The organism is Bacillus sp. EB600 (assembly GCF_024494385.1).
Lineage (GTDB): Bacteria > Bacillota > Bacilli > Bacillales > Cytobacillaceae > JAEVLT01.
Genome location: NZ_JAEVLT010000011.1, coordinates 21,408 through 39,800 on the forward strand (window position 1 = coordinate 21,408; position 18,393 = coordinate 39,800).

Genomic DNA, 18,393 nt, shown 5'->3' on the forward strand with positions numbered 1-18,393 from the left:
TTTTGATAGTGACTTGCGCTTTTAAATTATACATGATAGTTTAGGTCTATTGAATAATTTGACAATTGAAAAATAGGTGAAAGTAAATGTTTTTATTAGGAACACTTGTAAATGGCGGGTTAATTATCATCGGTTCGTTGCTAGGAAAGCTGCTTAATCGGATTCCTGAAGGAATGAAAGTTACAGTAATGTATGCCATTAGTCTTACTGTAATGGCCTTAGGATTACAAATGGGCTTGAAAAGTGACAACTTTCTTATTGTTATTTTAAGTATGGTGATTGGTACGGTCATTGGTGAACTTATGCAGCTGGAGGAAAAGTTGAACGACCTCGGAGGCTGGTTGGAAAAGAAACTTGGATCCCCTGGAAAAGGGAGTATTTCTGAGGGATTTGTAACGGCAACGTTAATTTTTGTGATTGGGGCAATGGCAATTATTGGGGCGTTAGATAGCGGAATTCGCGGTGATCACGCTGTATTATACACGAAAGGGATTATTGATGGATTTACTGCCCTTATTTTAACAACAACCCTTGGAATTGGTGTTATCTTTTCTGCTGTTCCTGTTCTGTTATATGAAGGAATCATTGCAGCATTTGCCACGCAGATTAATCTGTTTGTTCCCCACGCATTAATGAATCAATTTATTACGGAAATGACATCCGTTGGTGGAATTATGATTTTTGCAATCGGTTTAAACTTAACCGGGAAAATCAAAATTAAAGTAGCCAATTTTTTACCTGGTATTTTGGTCACAGCGGTGATTGTTACTGCTATGTATTATTATCATCAATTTTTTTAACAAAAAAAGATATAGGCAAGAACCTTTTATAGAAAATTAATGTAAATATCTATAAAGGGTGCTCGCCTATTTTTGTTATAATTTATCATTTAAATCTTTGAATTTTGATAACCTTCTAGCTGCAGCACCCAGCGACTAGTGACTTCACCTATACGTGCGCTTTCGCTTTTCCTAATTCATACTTCTTTTGCAGAAGATGCTTCTTTAAAATCAAGCCAATTCATTTTCTGCGGGTAACGAAGGTGTGCCTTTTCAATCCCATTTGCAATTGTTTTAGCCATTCTTAGGACAAGATTTAATCGTGTATTTTGGAGGACAAAGAACTCCATAAAACCACTCACATTTACAATTCCGGTGATATGGATTTGACCAACGGCAGGTAATTCTTTATTTACTCCTGCACCTGGTTTAACAGGCCCATTACCTATTTCGATAAAGCCGACACTTTTAAATCTACCTAAACAGGCATCGATGCCAATGATAAAAGGATGAAAATGCTTTTCGTTAATTTCCTTGAGCTTTTCTTCGAGATTAACGGCATGAATGGGATCATCAAGTGTTCCATAATAGTAAAAGGATTGGAGCTTTTTTTCCTCTAGTAATGTACCAACAAGTGGTCCTAATGAATCACCAGTAGATCGATCAGTTCCAATGCAGACAAAAACAATTGGGCGGCTTGTCATTACTGGAAAAAAGGAAAGCAATTCTTCAGCTAGATTGTCTGCGGCCTGCTCTTCACTGTGGAATACTCTGGTACTAGCCCTCCTGTCAAAAAAACCAGATTTTAGATTCATTTAGTCCACTCCCTAATATTAGTATTAACAGTATACGAACATTTTAAATAATCTATACATTTCTTTAAAAACTTCTATCTATGAAAAAAAATTGTTAAAATAGATTTTGAAATAGATGGTTTCAGGGGGAGAATAAACTATGGATGTTTCAAAAATGGGTATTTCGCAAAGTGTCGTCAATGAATTTTTAAATGAAAAATCTTGGCTGGCTATTGGTACAGGAATCATCAAGATTGTTATCATATTAACTGTTGCGAATATCGTTATCCGGATCGGGAAAGTGACGATACACAATATTTTCAAAATTAGAGACCGTTCCCCATTCCGAACTTCTGAACGCCGTGAAGAGACTCTTGCAAAGCTGCTTGATAATGTCCTTTCATATGTGATTTATTTTATTGTCTTTATGATGATTCTTTCCGTGATGAATATTGATGTGAAAGCATTGCTTGCCGGGGCGGGAATTGTTGGTTTGGCGATTGGTTTTGGTGCCCAAAGCTTGGTTAAAGATATTCTGTCAGGATTTTTTATCATTTTTGAAGACCAGTTTTCTGTTGGTGACCATATCCGTGTCGGGGAATATGAAGGCGATGTAGAAGCCATTGGCCTGCGAACAACGAAAATCAAGAACTGGACAGGCGAGCTTCACATTTTGCCTAATGGAACGATCAATCAAGTAACCAATTTTTCTTTAAACAACAGTGTTGCAGTCGTTGATGTTGGAATCGCATATGAAGAGGATATTGAAAAGGCAGAGGGTGTCATTCAGGAGCTCCTTAATAAACTTCCTGGGCAATATGAGGATTTAGTTAACGTACCCGAACTCTTAGGAGTTCAAAACTTAGGTCCTTCTGAAATTGTTTTAAGAATCGTAGCAGAAACCCTGCCGATGAAGCATTTTTATATTGCAAGAATGATTCGCAAAGAGGTTAAAATGAGACTTGACGAAAATGGAATTGAAATTCCTTTTCCTCGCCTTGTCATGTACTCGAGAAATGCTGTAGAGAAGAAGGAACCGAGTGTTTAAAGGAGAGTGTGCATATGGAAGAAAAAGAGTTTGCACTCAATGATATTGTGGAAATGAAAAAAGCACATCCGTGTGGAACGAATCGTTGGAAAGTTATTCGGATGGGAATGGATGTTAGAATCAAATGTGAGGGCTGTTCCCATAGCGTCTTAATTCCAAGAAAAGAATTTTCCCGGAAAATGAAAAAAGTTTTAGTAAAGCATGAAGACTGAAAAAGGGTTAGTCTCATGCTTCTTTTTTAATAGAAAAGCGGAAGCGCCCGTTTAGCGACGTATGGACTGGAGCACACCGACTGAGATAAAGGAAACACGAAGAGCGATAGCGATTCGATGTTGACTTATCGTAGGGAGATGGGCGAAGTACACTAGTCGCTGGGCGCTGCAGCTAGACAATAGAAAAGCGGAAGCGCCCGTTTAACTTTATACTGATCTTTAAATAAAAATTTTTGGGGGTGGAGAATTTGGCTGAAACTCATCAATCAGCATGCCCATTAAACTGCTGGGATAGCTGCGGTTTTCAAGTAACCATTGAAAATGGGAAAGTTACAAAGGTGGATGGTGACCCCTTCCACCCCATCACCAAAGGAAAAATTTGCGGCCGCGGCCGCATGCTTGAAACGAGGGCCAATTCCTCCAAGCGGTTACTGCAGCCATTAAAAAAAGTAAATGGTGAATTTAAACCAATCTCTTGGGACCGGGCAATTGATGAAATCGCGGCTAAATTAATGGAAATTAAGAATAAATTCGGTTCAACAGCTGTACTTCATAGCCATGACTATGCCAATAATGGAATACTGAAGAATGTGGATCAACGTTTTTTTAATTGCTATGGAGGTGTCACGGAATTAACAGGTTCGCTCTGCTGGGGTTCTGGCATTGAGGCCCAGCACTGGGATTTTGGCAATGCCCATGCACATGCCCCCGAAGATCTCGTAAATAGTAAAAATATTATCATTTGGGGAAGAAATGTTGCCCGCACAAATATGCACTTTTATGAAAATCTTCTTGAAGCAAAGCAACGCGGTGCTAGAATTTTTGTGATTGATCCACTTTTTAATGGTACTGCAAAAATAGCTGATCAGTTTATTTCGATAAAACCAGGCATGGATGGACTGCTAGCTGCGGGAATTATCAAGGAAATCCTGCGACTGGGGTTAGAGGATCACAGTTTTATAGATCACTATACTTATGGATTTACTGATTTACTAGAATTACTGCATGAAGTTTCTTTGGAGGAAATTAGTCGAATGACAGAAGTTCCTATCGAGATAATGACCTCTTTAGCTAAAGTCTATGCTGATAAGCCGACATCAACCTATATGGGCCTCGGCATGCAGCGTTACAGTAATGGCGGCAACACGATTAGGTTCATTGATGCAGTTGCCGCGGTAAGCGGAAACATCGGCATTCCCGGCGGCGGGGCCAATTACGCGAACCTTCAAGTCGGTCAGAGCTTTGTTTTTGAAGCACTAACACTTCCCGGACGTAAGCTAAAAAGTAGACAGTTTTCGATTATGAAGCAGGCAGAGGATATAATAGCTGCAAAGGATCCAAAGATAGAAATGATTATTGTTACCTGCGGCAATCCGCTTACCCAAGTTCCGGACTCGTCAGTTGTTAAAAAAGCCTTTTCCTCTGTCCCTACGCTTGTTGTGATTGAACAATTTATGACCGATACGGCGCAAATCGCCGATTATGTATTGCCAACGACAATGGCTTTCGAAGAAGAAGATTTATATTACTCATCGATGTATCACCATTACGTTAATTATGGCCCAAAGCTTATTGAGGCACCTGGGGAAGTAAGGTCAGACTTATGGATCTGGACGGAGCTTGCGGGCCGGCTTGGGTTTGGAAAGAATTTTGCTTTTTCCAGAGAAGAATGGCTGCAAATGTGTCTGGAGCAGCTGGCTGAAAAAAGGATCAGTCTTGAAAGGCTGAAAGAACTGCACACACTTGAATTACCGGTTAAAAAAGTGCCTTGGGCTGACCATCATTTTGATACTCCAAGTGGAAAATATGAATTCACTTCATGTTTAGGTCAAACTAAGAGCGGAAATGGGTTACTGCAGCTATCCCTCCCTCTTGAATCAAAATGGAGTAGTATAGAATTGGCTAAAAAATATCCTTACAGTCTGCTGACCATTCATCCTTTACGGTCTAATCATTCGCAAAATTATCATCTATGGAAAAATGAGCCGGTTGTAAAAGTAGAGGTTGCGAAAAATATTGCTGAATCTCTCGACTTGCACAATGGTGACCATGTCAGAGTATGGAATGACCGCGGCGAAATAAAGGGCGTGGTTTGGATTGGAATCAAAATTCATCATGATACGATCAATATTGATGAAGGAATCTGGAGCAAATTTGGCGGGCCTGTCAATATCCTCACATCAAGCCGTCCATCAGATAACGGTCTTGGAAGTACACTGTATGATTGTCTTGTTACTATTGAAAAAATTGAAGCATAAGCAGCTGTCAATACAGCTGCTTTCTTTATGACAGCTTGTCTTTTTCCCTTTAAATGCCTATAATTGTGTGAGGCTTTTTATTATTTTTAACATAATGAAAACTTATGATAGATAACTTTTAAGAGGAGTGACATAGGAATGGCTTTAACAGCTGGTATTGTTGGTTTACCGAATGTTGGTAAGTCTACATTATTCAATGCAATTACCCAGGCAGGAGCAGAGGCTGCCAACTATCCGTTCTGTACGATTGACCCAAATGTAGGAATCGTTGAGGTTCCAGATGAGCGCTTAAACAAGCTGACAGAGCTTGTACACCCGAAAAAAACAGTTCCTACCACCTTTGAATTTACGGATATTGCGGGAATCGTGAAGGGTGCAAGCAAAGGTGAGGGATTAGGAAATAAATTTCTTTCTCATATTCGCCAAGTAGATGCCATCTGTGAAGTTGTTCGTTGCTTTGAGGATGAGAACGTCACCCATGTAGCCGGAAAGGTAGATCCCATCTCTGATATCGAAACAATTAACTTAGAATTAATTTTGGCAGATATGGAAACAGTGGAAAAACGAATTTCCCGTGTTGAAAAGTTGGCTAAACAAAAAGATAAAGAATCAGTGGCTGAATTTGAAGTTCTTTCGATGCTTCGTGACGGATTTGAGGCTGAAAAACCCGCACGTGCAGTGGAATTTACTGAAGAGCAATTGAAGATTGCAAAAGGACTAAATCTATTAACGATCAAACCTGTTTTATATGTTGCAAATGTCAGTGAAGATGATGTAGCCGATCCTTCAGCAAATGAATACGTTCAAAAGGTACGTGACTTTGCCACAGCTGACCAAGCAGAGGTCATTGTTGTTTGTGCAAAAATTGAAGAGGAAATTGCCGAGCTTGAAGGTGAAGAAAAAGCAATGTTTTTACAGGAGCTGGGAATTAAGGAGTCAGGTCTTGACCAATTAATCCGGGCTGCCTACAGTTTGCTTGGACTAGCTACCTACTTCACTGCAGGTGTTCAGGAGGTACGGGCATGGACATTCCGGAAAGGAATGAAAGCCCCACAATGTGCCGCTATTATTCACACTGATTTTGAACGCGGGTTTATTCGTGCTGAAACAGTTTCCTATGAGGACTTACTGGCTGGTGGAAGTATGGTTGCTGCCAGAGAAGCAGGTAAAGTAAGACTGGAAGGTAAAGATTATGTAGTAAAAGATGGAGATGTCATGCACTTCCGTTTCAATGTATAAGAAGAAAAGCGGAAGAGCCCATTTAGCGGCCTGTATCAAAGGTGGAAAAATTATAGCTCCGCAGATTGTACTGCGGAGCATACTTCATTTACCGGGAAATACTTTTAAAACCTAATAAGTATTGCTTTTAAGGAAAAGCTATGCTATACTTTTAACTTGTGAGTAATGAACAATTGCTCCTTGCCCATTTAGGGCCGTTTAGACCAAAAGGAGGTGACAGTGATGAGAAAGTACGAAATTATGTACATCATCCGCCCGAATATTGAAGATGAAGCGAAAAAAACTCTTGTTGAGCGTTTTAACACAATTCTTAAAGATAACGGTGCGGAGTCTGTAGAAGCTAAAGACTGGGGTAAACGCCGTCTTGCATATGAAATCAATGATTTCCGTGATGGTTACTACCAGATCGCAAATGTAACAGCTACTTCTGCTGCGGTTGAGGAATTCACCCGTTTAGCAAAGATCAGCGAAGATATCATTCGCTACATCGTAATTAAAGATGAAAAATAAGATTTGATATAAATTTTTCCGGAAAGTAAATGTTTCACATGGAACATTTACTTGAAGAAAAGGAGTTGATTCTGATGATGAATCGCGTCGTACTTGTTGGCAGGTTGACCAAAGACCCTGACTTGCGTTATACGCCAAATGGTGTTCCGGTTGCGACCTTTACTTTAGCTGTGAATCGTACCTTTACGAATCAGCAGGGTGAACGGGAAACAGATTTTATTAACTGTGTTGTTTGGCGACGTCCAGCTGAAAACGTAGCTAACTTTTTGAAAAAGGGAAGTTTAGCAGGTGTTGATGGCCGAATCCAAACCCGCAACTACGAAGGACAAGACGGAAAGCGCGTTTATGTGACAGAAGTTTTGGCTGAAAGTGTTCAGTTTTTAGAACCTAAAAATGCTGCCGGTGCCGGTAGAGGCGACAATGATCATTTTAATGCACCAAGGGAACAAAATGCTCCTTATGGAGGCAATAATAATAATCAGAATCAACGGCAAAACAATAATAATCAAGGTTTTACTCGAATGGATGATGACCCGTTTGCAGGAAGCGGTCAAATTGATATTTCTGATGATGATCTTCCATTCTAATAAAACCTTTATCCAATAATGAAGGAGGGAATACCAATGGCTATGGGAGGACGTAAAGGCGGACGTGCAAAACGCCGCAAAGTGTGCTATTTCACAGCAAACGGAATCACACACATCGACTATAAAGATGTTGATTTACTAAAAAAATTCATTTCTGAACGTGGAAAAATTTTACCTCGTCGTGTAACGGGTACAAACGCAAAGTACCAACGCAAATTAACAGTTGCGATTAAACGTGCACGTCAGATGGCATTATTACCATTCGTTGCAGGTGAATAAGTAATATTTTTTAAAAAACAAAAGGCAGTTAGGGAGATTCCCTGCTGCCTTTTTCTTTTTTAGTTGAATCAAAGAGACTAACTAGCTACAATATAGGGATAAGGGTTTAATGATATAGGGGTGAAAAATTGAATAACGTACGTAAGTTAACTGAGGGAGCTATCCTTTTAGCTGCTTTTACTGTTTTATTATTAATTACGATCTATGCTCCAGTAATCGGTGTGATTGTAAACTTTGTATTGCCTCTGCCGTTTATCTTATTCGCTGCAAAAAATGATTTGAAAAGTATCCTTGTTTTTACGATCGCTTCCCTATTGATTTCGTTTATTGCCGGTACAATCATCGCTTTACCACTTACACTTACATATGGACTCACCGGGGTAATAATGGGATACTTAATCCAAAAAAACAGAAGCAGAACGGCTATTTTAATTGCTGGTTCCATTATCTTCCTATTGAGCCTTGTAATCCAATATGTCGTTAGTGCAGCTTTATTCCATTTTAATTTTATAGATGAACTGATTAAAACTATGCGTGACTCCCTATCCATGTCATCGGACATTCTAAAGGGATTTGGCCAGCAGAAGGAAAGCCAGAAGGCTCTAAAACAATTTGAACAAGCTTTAGATTTAATTAAGACTCTAGTTCCGAGTTTGTTTGTCATGTGGTCATTTGTCTCTGTTTTCATCATTCAGTTACTTTCCGTCCCTATTTTAAAAAGGTTCGGTATCCAGATTGGAAACTGGAAGCCGTTTAGAGAGATCAGTCTGCCAAGAAGCCTTTTATGGTACTATCTGGCTGCAATGATCTTAGGGATGCTAATTCATCCGCAAGCAGGTACCTATTGGAATGCAGCGTTAACCAATCTTAATTATATTCTGCAAATGTTTATGTTGTTTCAAGGTTTAACCTTCGTCTTTTATTACTTTCATCAAAGAGGGGCAGCCAAGTCCCTGCCGATTATCATTACAGTTATGGCGTTTATCATGCCAATTCTTCTTTATATTATAGGGATATTAGGTATAATTGATTTAGGCTTTGGATTACGAAGACGTGGTGAAAAAAAACAGTAACAACAATTTTTAGGAGCTGAAACAATGCCTACATTTATAGAAAAGCGGTCAATTCGGTATCCCTTTTACGGGTTAACAGGCATTACAGTAGTGCTTCTTATTGTCTTGTTTTTGTATAATTGGATATTAAGTTTAGCCGGGCTGGTTGCAATCATTTTGCCGATCTACTATATGTTTTTAATTGATAAACGGCAGAGAAAGGAATTAGAAGATTACATTGCTACCCTGTCATACCGAATTAAACGAGTTGGTGAAGAAGCCCTGCTTGAGATGCCCATTGGGATCATGCTTATAAATAATGAGTATGTAATCGAATGGACCAATCCTTTTCTAGCATCGTGTTTTGATGAGGATACACTTGGTGGCAGGTCTCTCTACGATGTGGCAGAATCACTTATCCCTTTAATTAAACAGGAAGTTGAAACAGAGATTATTAAGCTCCACGATCGAAAATTCCGTGTCATTTTAAAACGGGATGAGCGGCTTCTCTACTTTTTTGATATAACGGAGCAGGCCGAAATAGAAAAAATGTACCTGAATGAACGAACAACCATTGCAGTCATCTTTTTAGACAACTATGATGAACTAACACAAGGCATGGATGATCAAATGCGCAGCAATCTGAATAGTCTTGTGATTTCCATTTTAAATAAATGGGCACAAGAAAATGGTATATTTTTTAAAAGGGTATCGTCCGAACGTTTTATTGCTGTTTTTAATGAGGGAATCCTGCAGGCTCTTGAAAAGAGTAAGTTCTCCATTCTTGACGATGTCAGGGAAATGACATCCAAACAAAATGTTTCTTTTACGTTAAGTATTGGTGTTGGGACTGGCGTCTCCTCTTTGCCTGAATTAGGAACACTTGCCCAATCAAGTCTTGATTTAGCATTGGGCCGGGGCGGTGACCAGGTTGTCATTAAGCAGGCGGATGGCAAGGTGAAGTTTTATGGAGGTAAGACCAACCCGATTGAGAAACGAACGAGAGTAAGGGCAAGGGTCATCTCTCATGCTTTAAAGGAATTAATTAATGAGAGTGATAAAGTCATTATAATGGGGCATAAAAATCCTGATATGGATGCGATTGGGGCTTCAATTGGAATCTACAAGGTGGCCCAGATGAATCAAAAGGATGCCTATATTGTTGTAAACTTTCAAGAAATTGATAAAGGTGTACAACGGCTTGTAAGGGAAATTCGCCAAAATGAACAGTTACTTTCGTACTTTATTGGACCTGAGGAAGCATTAGAAATTGCTACCGATAAAACTTTACTTGTGGTTGTTGATACGCATATATCAGGTCTAGTTATTGAAGAACGACTCTTAAATAGCATCGACAAGGTTGTGGTAATTGACCATCACCGCCGCGGCGAGGATTTTATCAAAAACCCTCTATTGGTTTATATGGAGCCATATGCTTCATCTACTTCAGAGCTTGTTACAGAGTTGTTGGAATACCAACCAAAACGTGGAAAAATCGATATGCTTGAAGCTACTGCTCTATTAGCGGGTATCATTGTTGATACAAAGAGCTTTACGTTACGGACAGGCTCACGGACCTTTGACGCGGCGTCATACTTAAGAGCTCAAGGTGCTGATACTGTTCTCGTTCAAAAGTTCCTGCGTGAAGACATAGAGTCGTATCTGAAAAGGTCCAAGTTAATTGAGACCGTAGAATTTTATAAAGAGGGAATTGCCATTGCTCATGGTAATGATCAACAGTTTCATGATCAGGTTTTAATTGCCCAAGCTGCAGATACATTGCTGACTTTAGATGGTGTCATTGCTTCTTTCGTCATCTCCAAGCGAAGCGAGGACCAGATTGGAATTAGTGCAAGATCACTTGGGGATGTAAATGTCCAGGTCATTATGGAACACCTTAAGGGTGGAGGCCATCTTACGAATGCGGCAACCCAGCTTTCCGGTGTAACTATTGAAGAGGCCGAAGCACAGCTGAAGCAGTCAATTGACGAATACATTGAAGGAGGAAAAAAAGAATGAAAGTAATTTTTTTAAAGGATGTTAAAGGTAAAGGCAAAAAAGGTGAAGTTAAAAATGTTGCTGATGGCTATGCTCATAACTTTTTAATTAAGCAAGGTTTGGCAGTTGAGGCAAATCAATCAAGTATAAGTGTCCTCTCCGCCCAGCAGAAAAAAGAAGAAAAAGCAGCAGCTGAAGAGTTGGCTGAAGCAAAAAGATTAAAAGAAGCATTGGAAAAGGTAACTGTGGAGTTGACGGCAAAAGCCGGTGAGGGCGGACGCTTATTTGGATCGATTACTACGAAGCAAATATCAGAGGAACTTCAGAAAAAACATGGGATTAAAGTTGATAAACGAAAAATGGACTTGGAGGATGCAATTCGCACTCTTGGCCATACAAAAGTACCTGTTAAGCTTTACCATGAAGTTACAGCCGTTTTGGATGTTCATGTCAAAGAAGGAAACTAATTTTTGTCGTTCACTTTAACAATAAACGTGATAGAATAGAAAAGGTAAAATGTGATCGGTACTAACTGGTCACTTTTTCTCTTTTCCAAGGAAAAGTGGCGGAGCGCGCACTAGGTATACAGCTGATCGTAGAGTACAGTGTATAAAAGCTTTGTTCAAACCACTTGTTTGGATTAGCTTCGCTCACACCGCCTTTATTTATTTGATTATAAATGATTCCTCTTAGAATAGGAGGTTACTACTATATGAGTGATTTATTTGCAGATCGGATTCCCCCACAAAATATTGAAGCAGAACAGGCCGTTTTAGGTGCCATCTTTCTTGAACCATCTTCCTTGACATTGGCTTCCGAAATTTTAATTCCCGAAGACTTTTACCGTGCTGCCCATCAAAAAATATTTAATGTCATGCTAAAATTAAACGATGAGGGCAAAGCCGTTGACTTAATTACTGTTACCGAAGAGCTGGCAGCTACCAAGCTGCTGGAGGATACTGGCGGTGTCAGTTATTTAAGTGAGCTTGCTGCCTCTGTTCCTACAGCTGCAAATATTGAATATTATGCTAGAATCGTAGAAGAAAAATCATTACTGCGCCGTTTAATTCGAACGGCAACGAGCATAGCCCAAGATGGCTATACCCGTGAGGATGAAGTAGAAACATTGTTAAGCGAAGCAGAGAAAAACATTATGGAAGTAGCATCGCGAAAAAATGCGGGTGCCTTCCATAATATTAAAGATGTACTTGTCCGGACTTATGACAATATTGAATTAATGCATACCCGTGTCGGTGATATTACCGGGATTGCGACTGGATTTACCGAGCTCGATAAAATCACAGCAGGATTCCAGCGCAATGATTTAATTATTGTTGGTGCCCGTCCTTCTGTTGGTAAAACAGCCTTTGCGTTGAATATTTCCCAAAATGTTGCGACAAAGACAGGTGAAAATGTCGCGATTTTCAGTCTTGAAATGGGTGCGGAACAATTAGTGATGCGGATGCTGTGTGCGGAAGGAAACATCGATGCCCAAAGACTCCGGACGGGCTCGCTGACAGATGAAGATTGGGGCAAGCTGACAATGGCCATGGGAAGTCTTTCAAATGCGGGGATTTTTATTGACGATACTCCTGGAATCAGGGTAAGTGAAATCCGTGCCAAAAGCCGGCGTTTAAAGCAAGAGCAAGGCGGGTTAGGAATGATCTTAATTGATTATTTGCAGCTGGTCCAAGGCAGTGGCCGGTCCGGTGAGAACCGTCAGCAGGAGGTTTCAGAAATTTCCCGTTCATTAAAAGCCTTAGCTCGTGAATTGGAAGTGCCTGTTATTGCCCTTTCCCAGCTTTCCCGTGGTGTCGAGCAGCGGCAGGATAAGCGGCCAATGATGTCCGATATTCGTGAATCAGGTAGTATTGAGCAGGATGCCGATATTGTTGCCTTCCTCTATCGGGATGATTACTATGATAAAGAATCAGAAAACAAAAATATCATCGAAATAATTATCGCCAAACAGCGTAATGGTCCGACTGGAACGGTCTCGCTTGCTTTTATAAAGGAATATAATAAATTTGTAAACCTAGAAAGACGTTTTGATGACTCAGCTATGCCTCCAGGCGCATAGAAAAGCGGAAGCGAATCGATGTTGACTTATCGTAGGGAAGTGGGCGAAGTACACTAGTCGCTTGGCGATGGAGCTAGACAGTTATCTAAGTTCAAAGTTATTAATTAGAGGGTTAGCCAGATAGATGGTTAATCCTTTTTGCTATATTACTATATTCTATTTTACGAACATAATTTAATAGCTTAATATAAATTGTTCGTGTTTTATTGACTTTACTACAGTAAAATTGGTAAACTGATTCTGGGTTAAAAATTGATATTGAGATGTGTTTTAATAAATTCGGAGGTGCTCTAAATGTCATCTGTAGTAGTTGTTGGTACACAATGGGGAGATGAAGGAAAAGGAAAAATTACCGACTTTCTTTCGGAAAATGCAGAAGTTGTTGCCCGCTATCAAGGTGGAGACAATGCAGGTCATACAATAGTTTTTAATGGTGAAACGTATAAATTGCATTTGATCCCATCTGGGATTTTTAATAAAGAAAAGATTTGTGTCATTGGCAATGGAATGGTTGTTAACCCTAAGTCACTTGTTGAGGAATTAGCAGGTCTCCATAAAAGAGGAGTATCAACAGAAAATCTTCGCATCAGCAATCGTGCACACGTTATCCTGCCTTATCATATAAAGTTAGACGAGGTCGAAGAAGCTAATAAAGGTGCCAATAAAATTGGTACAACCAAAAAAGGAATTGGTCCTGCTTATATGGATAAAGCAGCCCGCATGGGGATCCGGATTGCCGACTTACTTGACCGTGAAATTTTTGAGGAAAAGCTTGACCAAAACATAAAAGAAAAGAACCGCTTGTTTGAAAGGATTTATGAAACAACCGGCTTTACAAAGGAAGAAATTTTAGACGAATATTATGAATATGGGCAGCAGGTTAAGCAATATGTTTGCGATACTTCTGTTGTGCTCAACAACGCATTGGATGAAGGCCGCCGTGTTCTTTTTGAAGGTGCACAAGGTGTTATGCTTGATATTGACCAAGGTACATATCCATTTGTCACCTCTTCTAACCCTGTTGCTGGCGGGGTAACAATTGGTTCAGGCGTTGGACCATCTAAAATAAATCATGTTGTTGGTGTTTGTAAGGCGTATACATCACGTGTGGGTGACGGACCATTCCCAACGGAATTATTAAATGAAATTGGAGATCAGATCCGTGAAGTTGGCCATGAGTATGGTACCACAACAGGCCGTCCTCGCCGGATAGGCTGGTATGACAGTGTGGTTGTCCGCCATGCCCGCCGTGTTAGTGGAATTACTGATCTATCTCTCAACTCAATTGACGTTCTAACTGGGTTGGAAACAGTGAAAATTTGTACAGCTTATCGCTATAATGGGGATTTAATTGATGAATACCCTGCGAATTTGAATATTCTAAAACAATGTGAACCTGTTTACGAGGAACTTCCAGGCTGGACGGAGGACATCACTGGCTGCAAGTCATTAGATGAGCTACCTGAAAATGCCCGCCATTATGTTGAACGTGTCTCCCAACTAACTGGGATCCCATTGTCAACCTTCTCTGTCGGACCTGCTCGCGAACAAACCAATATTGTAAGCAACCCTTGGAGACTCTAAGGATTTCGGAAAACCAATGCCCTCCTTTTTGGAGGGCACTGAAAAAGTCTTCTTAAATGTAAGGGTTCTTTTAACCTTGTCTGTTGATTTGCGCTCCAGGCGCTTCGCTTTCCGCGGGCGGTCCGGGGAGCCTCCTCGGCGCTATCGCGCCTGTGGGGTCTCCCCTGCCCCGTATTCCCGCAGGACATTGGATTACATCCTTGAATCCGCCCACGCACGAAGGAAATGCGTTAGCATTTCCGAGGAGTCTTCGCGCCTTCCGCTCCAATCAACAGGGTGGTAAAATCATTAATTGGAGCTTTAACATAGTTCATGAAAAAAAGGTATAATACCCTATTATTGAGGGAATTATACCTTTTTTTCTGTATAATTAGAGTATCAATTACAAACGGTGAGTTAATTAATTTTATAATTTTATAAAAAGTTTTAAAAAAGGTATTGCACACTATTAGATACTTATGGTAATATTAAAAACGTCGTCAAGGACAAGACGAAATTGGTACAAGAACCAATCTGTTCCACTTATATTATGTGCCATTAGCTCAGTCGGTAGAGCATCTGACTTTTAATCAGAGGGTCGAAGGTTCAAGTCCTTCATGGCACATCACCATTTACTTTTTTAAATGGCCCCTTGGTCAAGCGGTTAAGACACCTCCCTTTCACGGAGGTAACACGAGTTCGAATCTCGTAGGGGTCATCGGCATTAGGTTGGTCGGTAAGTGACTGGCAAGGACGGTTATCTTGCTGACTACCTTATTATAAAAATAAATTTATTGGTCCGGTAGTTCAGCTGGTTAGAATGCCTGCCTGTCACGCAGGAGGTCGCGGGTTCGAGTCCCGTCCGGACCGCCACTTTCATTTTAATATGGCTCGGTAGCTCAGTCGGTAGAGCATGTTGCTCACTCCATCGATTAGACTTCTGCAGCAACATGCGAGAAAGATCGCGAGATCTATTGAGCAAAGGACACACGAAATAAAAGATTAGTGAATCATTTTAATTATGGCTCGGTAGCTCAGTCGGTAGAGCAAAGGACTGAAAATCCTTGTGTCGGCGGTTCGATTCCGTCCCGCGCCATCTAAAAAGAGAACTTGCATTTGCAGGTTCTCTTTCTTTTTGAGCAAGCGTAATAAAAATGTAATAGTACGCCCTTTATTTAACAAGTGAATGCAACAATTGTCATTTTTTGTAGAACTAAATCTATTATCCTTAAAAACTGATATATATGGGTTTGACAACACAAAATCACCCAAATGAAAAAATCCTCCCTAAAATAATACCCAGAAAATATACAATAAATGTAGTAAAATGTCAGTTTTTATACATTTATATTACATTATCTAAACATTGACTAATTCTATATCAAAATATGGTAAAGTAAAAAAGCCAAATAAAACGCTTTATAAAGAATACTATTTTTTGAGATTTGTTTCCGTAATATAGGGAGGATACGTAATGAAGTTTTTGAAACAAAGATTGTCCCATCTTGCGGACAAAGGAAAAAAATTAATGAATTCCCCAATAAAAAAATCTGTTATTACAACCGTAGTTATTGCAGCGTTTGCTTTCCATACTAATCCAATTGCCTTCGCAGATAATTCAAATCTTTCAACTGTGTACCATGTTTATTTAAATAATACATATCTAGGCACAGTCTCCAAAAAAAGCACTGTTGAAAAGGCAGTTGCAAAAAAAATTGAAACAATGGGTCAATCCTATAAAGATATCAATCTCCAACTTGGTTCAAATATTATATACATACCTGAACAAGTATTTCATCCAACAGCTGAAAATGAAAAAACGATTAATTATCTTGAAAACGCTATTGAGGTTAAAGCGGAAGCAGCCGCTATTATGATTGATGGAAAGCCTGTTGTTTATTTAGGAAATAAAAGCACCGCACAAGATGTAATCAAAAAACTCAAACTTCAGTATGTTAATGAAGATCAGTTAAATGAATATGAAGCTAGAAGTACAACAACTGCTTTGCCTCCGCTAGGAGAAAATGAAACACGCATCCTTGATATCAATTTATCAACTAATGCTACAATTGAAGAAGCAAAAGCTGCTCCAGATCAAATCTTGCCGCTTGATCAGGCTGTGAGTTTTTTACAAAGAGGAACATTGGAAGAAACAAAATACGTGGTTAAGGCTGGCGATGTGCTTGGCTCAATAGCCAGCGAACATCAGTTGAAAATAGCTGATTTACTCACTTTAAACTCTGGATTAACAGAGAACTCTGTCTTAAAACCTGGTCAAGAGTTAAATATAACCGTTCCAAAGCCATTTGTTAAAGTTGTCATTAAAAAGGAAGTCAGTCAGCATGAGGTAATACCATACCAAACAGAAGAAACAACAGATTCAACAATGGCAAATGGGGAATCAAAGGTTAGTCAAGAGGGTAAGGATGGTCTTCAAAATACCACCTTGAATGTTACTGAGGAAAACGGGATTACCATTAATAAAGAAGTTACAAAACAAGATATTATCAGCCAGCCAATTAACCAAATTGTCGTCAAAGGAACGAAAGTCATTCCATCCCGTGGTGAAGGCAGTTTTGCCTGGCCTGCTGTGGGCGGTTATGTTTCGAGTAAAATGGGGTACCGCTGGGGTAAGATGCATAAGGGAATCGATATCGCAAGGCCAAGCAATTCAACTATTAAGGCCGCTGACAATGGTGTTATCGTATCTGCAGGCTGGGATAACGGCGGTTATGGGAATAAAATCGTGATTGACCACCAAAATGGGTACCGGACAGTATATGCCCACCTTTCTTCAATTGGAGTTTCGGCCGGCCAAAACGTGGCAAAGGGAACTGCAATCGGTGTAATGGGTGCAACAGGCGATGCAACAGGTGTTCACCTGCACTTTGAAGTGTACAAAAATGGTGCACTTGCAGATCCGTTAGCATATATAAAAAGATAGTAAAAACACAAGTCTCTAGATCTGCTAGAGGCTTTTCTGGTTTTCTAAATGTTGGCAATTATATCGCCAAATGTTTCTAAAAGGTGAATTACACCTTATAACATGGTAAAGTTAGATAGAGTGAAAAGAAAAGTGAAAGAGCCTGTATAGTCGAATTCACTAGTCACTGTGCGTTTGCTGGCTAAATGTGATGCCCCCACATGGCGGTGCTAACGTCGGCACTAGCACGCCATGTGATTCGAAGCTAAAGTAATCAAATTTTTAAAGACATATTTTTTAGTAAAAACAGAAACGCTCGGTTAATAGATATTTTTTTTGAAAAGGAGCAGTGGATATGGAGAAAAAGGTTCTTGTCGTAGATGATGAAAAACCGATTGCAGATATTCTGCAGTTTAACTTAAAAAAAGAGGGCTTCGAAGTTTATTGTGCCTATGATGGAAACGAAGCGCTTAGCATGGTCGAGGAAATTCAGCCTGATATTATTTTGCTCGATATCATGCTTCCACTAACGGATGGAATGGAAGTTTGCCGTGAAGTTCGTAAAAAATATGATATGCCAATTATAATGCTGACAGCAAAGGACTCTGAAATTGATAAAGTCTTGGGTCTTGAACTGGGGGCGGATGATTACGTCACAAAGCCTTTTAGCACAAGGGAATTAATTGCCAGGGTGAAAGCCAATTTACGGCGCCATCAATCACTTACAGCTCCTGCTGCTACAGAAGAAGAATCGAATGAAATTGAAATAGGTTCACTTGTGATCCATCCGGATGCATATATTGTTTCAAAACGCGGTGAAACAATTGAATTAACTCACCGTGAATTTGAGTTGCTTCATTATCTTGCCAAGCATATTGGACAAGTCATGACAAGGGAACACTTACTGCAAACGGTTTGGGGATACGATTACTTCGGTGATGTCCGAACGGTAGATGTTACAGTCAGAAGACTCCGTGAAAAAATCGAGGACAGTCCCAGCCATCCAACTTGGATCGTAACCCGAAGGGGAGTTGGTTACTATTTGCGGAATCCTGAACAGGAGTAATCCCT

General features: G+C 39.9%; 16 protein-coding genes and 4 tRNA genes. 19 read left to right on the top strand and 1 reads right to left on the bottom strand.

Going from position 1 to position 18,393, the window contains the following annotated elements; all coding sequences use genetic code 11:
• Window positions 1-86 precede the first annotated feature (86 nt).
• Window positions 87-800 carry a DUF554 domain-containing protein gene (locus JN080_RS13365; protein ID WP_256236516.1) on the top strand — a complete coding sequence of 238 codons (714 nt, stop codon included), beginning with the start codon at window positions 87-89 and terminating at the stop codon, window positions 798-800.
• A gap of 176 nt (window positions 801-976) precedes the next feature.
• Here JN080_RS13365 and yyaC read toward each other — a convergent pair whose 3' ends face one another.
• Window positions 977-1,594, bottom strand: a complete 618-nt coding sequence (gene yyaC, locus JN080_RS13370; protein WP_256236517.1) for a spore protease YyaC — start codon at window positions 1,592-1,594, stop codon at window positions 977-979.
• 139 nt (window positions 1,595-1,733) lie between these two features.
• Between yyaC and JN080_RS13375 the strand changes: the two genes are divergently transcribed.
• The 18 genes from JN080_RS13375 (at window position 1,734) to yycF (ending at window position 18,388) form a co-directional block, all read left to right on the top strand.
• The gene (locus JN080_RS13375; protein ID WP_256236518.1) at window positions 1,734-2,621 is read left to right on the top strand and encodes a mechanosensitive ion channel family protein; all 888 of its coding nucleotides are present in this window, start codon (window positions 1,734-1,736) and stop codon (window positions 2,619-2,621) included.
• Window positions 2,622-2,635: 14 nt separating this feature from the next.
• Window positions 2,636-2,833, top strand: a complete 198-nt coding sequence (locus JN080_RS13380; RefSeq protein WP_256236519.1) for a DUF951 domain-containing protein — start codon at window positions 2,636-2,638, stop codon at window positions 2,831-2,833.
• A gap of 248 nt (window positions 2,834-3,081) precedes the next feature.
• Window positions 3,082-5,091, top strand: coding sequence for a molybdopterin-dependent oxidoreductase (locus JN080_RS13385; protein WP_256236520.1), 2,010 nt, complete (start codon window positions 3,082-3,084; stop codon window positions 5,089-5,091).
• A gap of 138 nt (window positions 5,092-5,229) precedes the next feature.
• Window positions 5,230-6,330: a redox-regulated ATPase YchF gene (gene ychF, locus JN080_RS13390; RefSeq protein ID WP_256236521.1), complete on the top strand. Its 1,101-nt coding sequence runs from the start codon at window positions 5,230-5,232 to the stop codon at window positions 6,328-6,330.
• A 222-nt stretch (window positions 6,331-6,552) separates the two neighbouring features.
• Entirely contained in the window at window positions 6,553-6,840 is a 288-nt protein-coding gene (rpsF, locus tag JN080_RS13395; protein ID WP_256236522.1) for a 30S ribosomal protein S6, read from the top strand.
• A 74-nt stretch (window positions 6,841-6,914) separates the two neighbouring features.
• Window positions 6,915-7,427 carry a single-stranded DNA-binding protein gene (ssb, locus tag JN080_RS13400; RefSeq protein ID WP_256236523.1) on the top strand — a complete coding sequence of 171 codons (513 nt, stop codon included), beginning with the start codon at window positions 6,915-6,917 and terminating at the stop codon, window positions 7,425-7,427.
• A gap of 42 nt (window positions 7,428-7,469) precedes the next feature.
• Entirely contained in the window at window positions 7,470-7,706 is a 237-nt protein-coding gene (gene rpsR, locus JN080_RS13405; RefSeq protein ID WP_256236620.1) for a 30S ribosomal protein S18, read from the top strand.
• A 128-nt stretch (window positions 7,707-7,834) separates the two neighbouring features.
• Entirely contained in the window at window positions 7,835-8,779 is a 945-nt protein-coding gene (locus JN080_RS13410) for a YybS family protein (protein WP_256236524.1), read from the top strand.
• Window positions 8,780-8,803: 24 nt separating this feature from the next.
• Window positions 8,804-10,777, top strand: coding sequence for a DHH family phosphoesterase (locus JN080_RS13415; RefSeq protein ID WP_256236525.1), 1,974 nt, complete (start codon window positions 8,804-8,806; stop codon window positions 10,775-10,777).
• Entirely contained in the window at window positions 10,774-11,223 is a 450-nt protein-coding gene (gene rplI, locus JN080_RS13420) for a 50S ribosomal protein L9 (RefSeq protein ID WP_256236526.1), read from the top strand. The genes JN080_RS13415 and rplI overlap by 4 nt, the downstream gene beginning before the upstream one ends.
• 245 nt (window positions 11,224-11,468) lie before the next feature.
• Complete coding sequence (gene dnaB / locus JN080_RS13425; protein WP_256236527.1) at window positions 11,469-12,836, top strand: replicative DNA helicase; 1,368 nt, start codon at window positions 11,469-11,471, stop codon at window positions 12,834-12,836.
• 294 nt (window positions 12,837-13,130) lie between these two features.
• Entirely contained in the window at window positions 13,131-14,420 is a 1,290-nt protein-coding gene (locus JN080_RS13430) for an adenylosuccinate synthase (RefSeq protein WP_256236528.1), read from the top strand.
• Window positions 14,421-14,951: 531 nt separating this feature from the next.
• Window positions 14,952-15,024: transfer RNA gene (locus JN080_RS13435), tRNA-Lys, on the top strand.
• A gap of 21 nt (window positions 15,025-15,045) precedes the next feature.
• A tRNA-Glu gene (locus tag JN080_RS13440) sits at window positions 15,046-15,117 on the top strand.
• 78 nt (window positions 15,118-15,195) lie between these two features.
• A tRNA-Asp gene (locus JN080_RS13445) sits at window positions 15,196-15,272 on the top strand.
• Window positions 15,273-15,422: 150 nt separating this feature from the next.
• Window positions 15,423-15,495: transfer RNA gene (locus tag JN080_RS13450), tRNA-Phe, on the top strand.
• 378 nt (window positions 15,496-15,873) lie between these two features.
• The gene (locus tag JN080_RS13455; RefSeq protein WP_256236529.1) at window positions 15,874-17,343 is read left to right on the top strand and encodes a peptidoglycan DD-metalloendopeptidase family protein; all 1,470 of its coding nucleotides are present in this window, start codon (window positions 15,874-15,876) and stop codon (window positions 17,341-17,343) included.
• A gap of 334 nt (window positions 17,344-17,677) precedes the next feature.
• The gene (gene yycF / locus JN080_RS13460) at window positions 17,678-18,388 is read left to right on the top strand and encodes a response regulator YycF (protein ID WP_256236530.1); all 711 of its coding nucleotides are present in this window, start codon (window positions 17,678-17,680) and stop codon (window positions 18,386-18,388) included.
• Window positions 18,389-18,393: the final 5 nt, after the last annotated feature.

Bases quoted from the DNA above. Each gene is read 5' to 3' on its own strand.
- dnaB (WP_256236527.1), top strand. From the start codon at position 11,469: ATGAGTGATTTATTTGCAGATCGGATTCCCCCACAAAATATTGAAGCA.
- rpsR (WP_256236620.1), top strand. From the start codon at position 7,470: ATGGGAGGACGTAAAGGCGGACGTGCAAAACGCCGCAAAGTGTGCTAT.
- yyaC (WP_256236517.1), bottom strand. From the start codon at position 1,594: ATGAATCTAAAATCTGGTTTTTTTGACAGGAGGGCTAGTACCAGAGTA.
- JN080_RS13430 (WP_256236528.1), top strand. From the start codon at position 13,131: ATGTCATCTGTAGTAGTTGTTGGTACACAATGGGGAGATGAAGGAAAA.
- JN080_RS13415 (WP_256236525.1), top strand. From the start codon at position 8,804: ATGCCTACATTTATAGAAAAGCGGTCAATTCGGTATCCCTTTTACGGG.
- yycF (WP_256236530.1), top strand. From the start codon at position 17,678: ATGGAGAAAAAGGTTCTTGTCGTAGATGATGAAAAACCGATTGCAGAT.
- ychF (WP_256236521.1), top strand. From the start codon at position 5,230: ATGGCTTTAACAGCTGGTATTGTTGGTTTACCGAATGTTGGTAAGTCT.
- rpsF (WP_256236522.1), top strand. From the start codon at position 6,553: ATGAGAAAGTACGAAATTATGTACATCATCCGCCCGAATATTGAAGAT.
- JN080_RS13455 (WP_256236529.1), top strand. From the start codon at position 15,874: ATGAAGTTTTTGAAACAAAGATTGTCCCATCTTGCGGACAAAGGAAAA.
- ssb (WP_256236523.1), top strand. From the start codon at position 6,915: ATGATGAATCGCGTCGTACTTGTTGGCAGGTTGACCAAAGACCCTGAC.
- JN080_RS13375 (WP_256236518.1), top strand. From the start codon at position 1,734: ATGGATGTTTCAAAAATGGGTATTTCGCAAAGTGTCGTCAATGAATTT.
- rplI (WP_256236526.1), top strand. From the start codon at position 10,774: ATGAAAGTAATTTTTTTAAAGGATGTTAAAGGTAAAGGCAAAAAAGGT.
- JN080_RS13380 (WP_256236519.1), top strand. From the start codon at position 2,636: ATGGAAGAAAAAGAGTTTGCACTCAATGATATTGTGGAAATGAAAAAA.
- JN080_RS13365 (WP_256236516.1), top strand. From the start codon at position 87: ATGTTTTTATTAGGAACACTTGTAAATGGCGGGTTAATTATCATCGGT.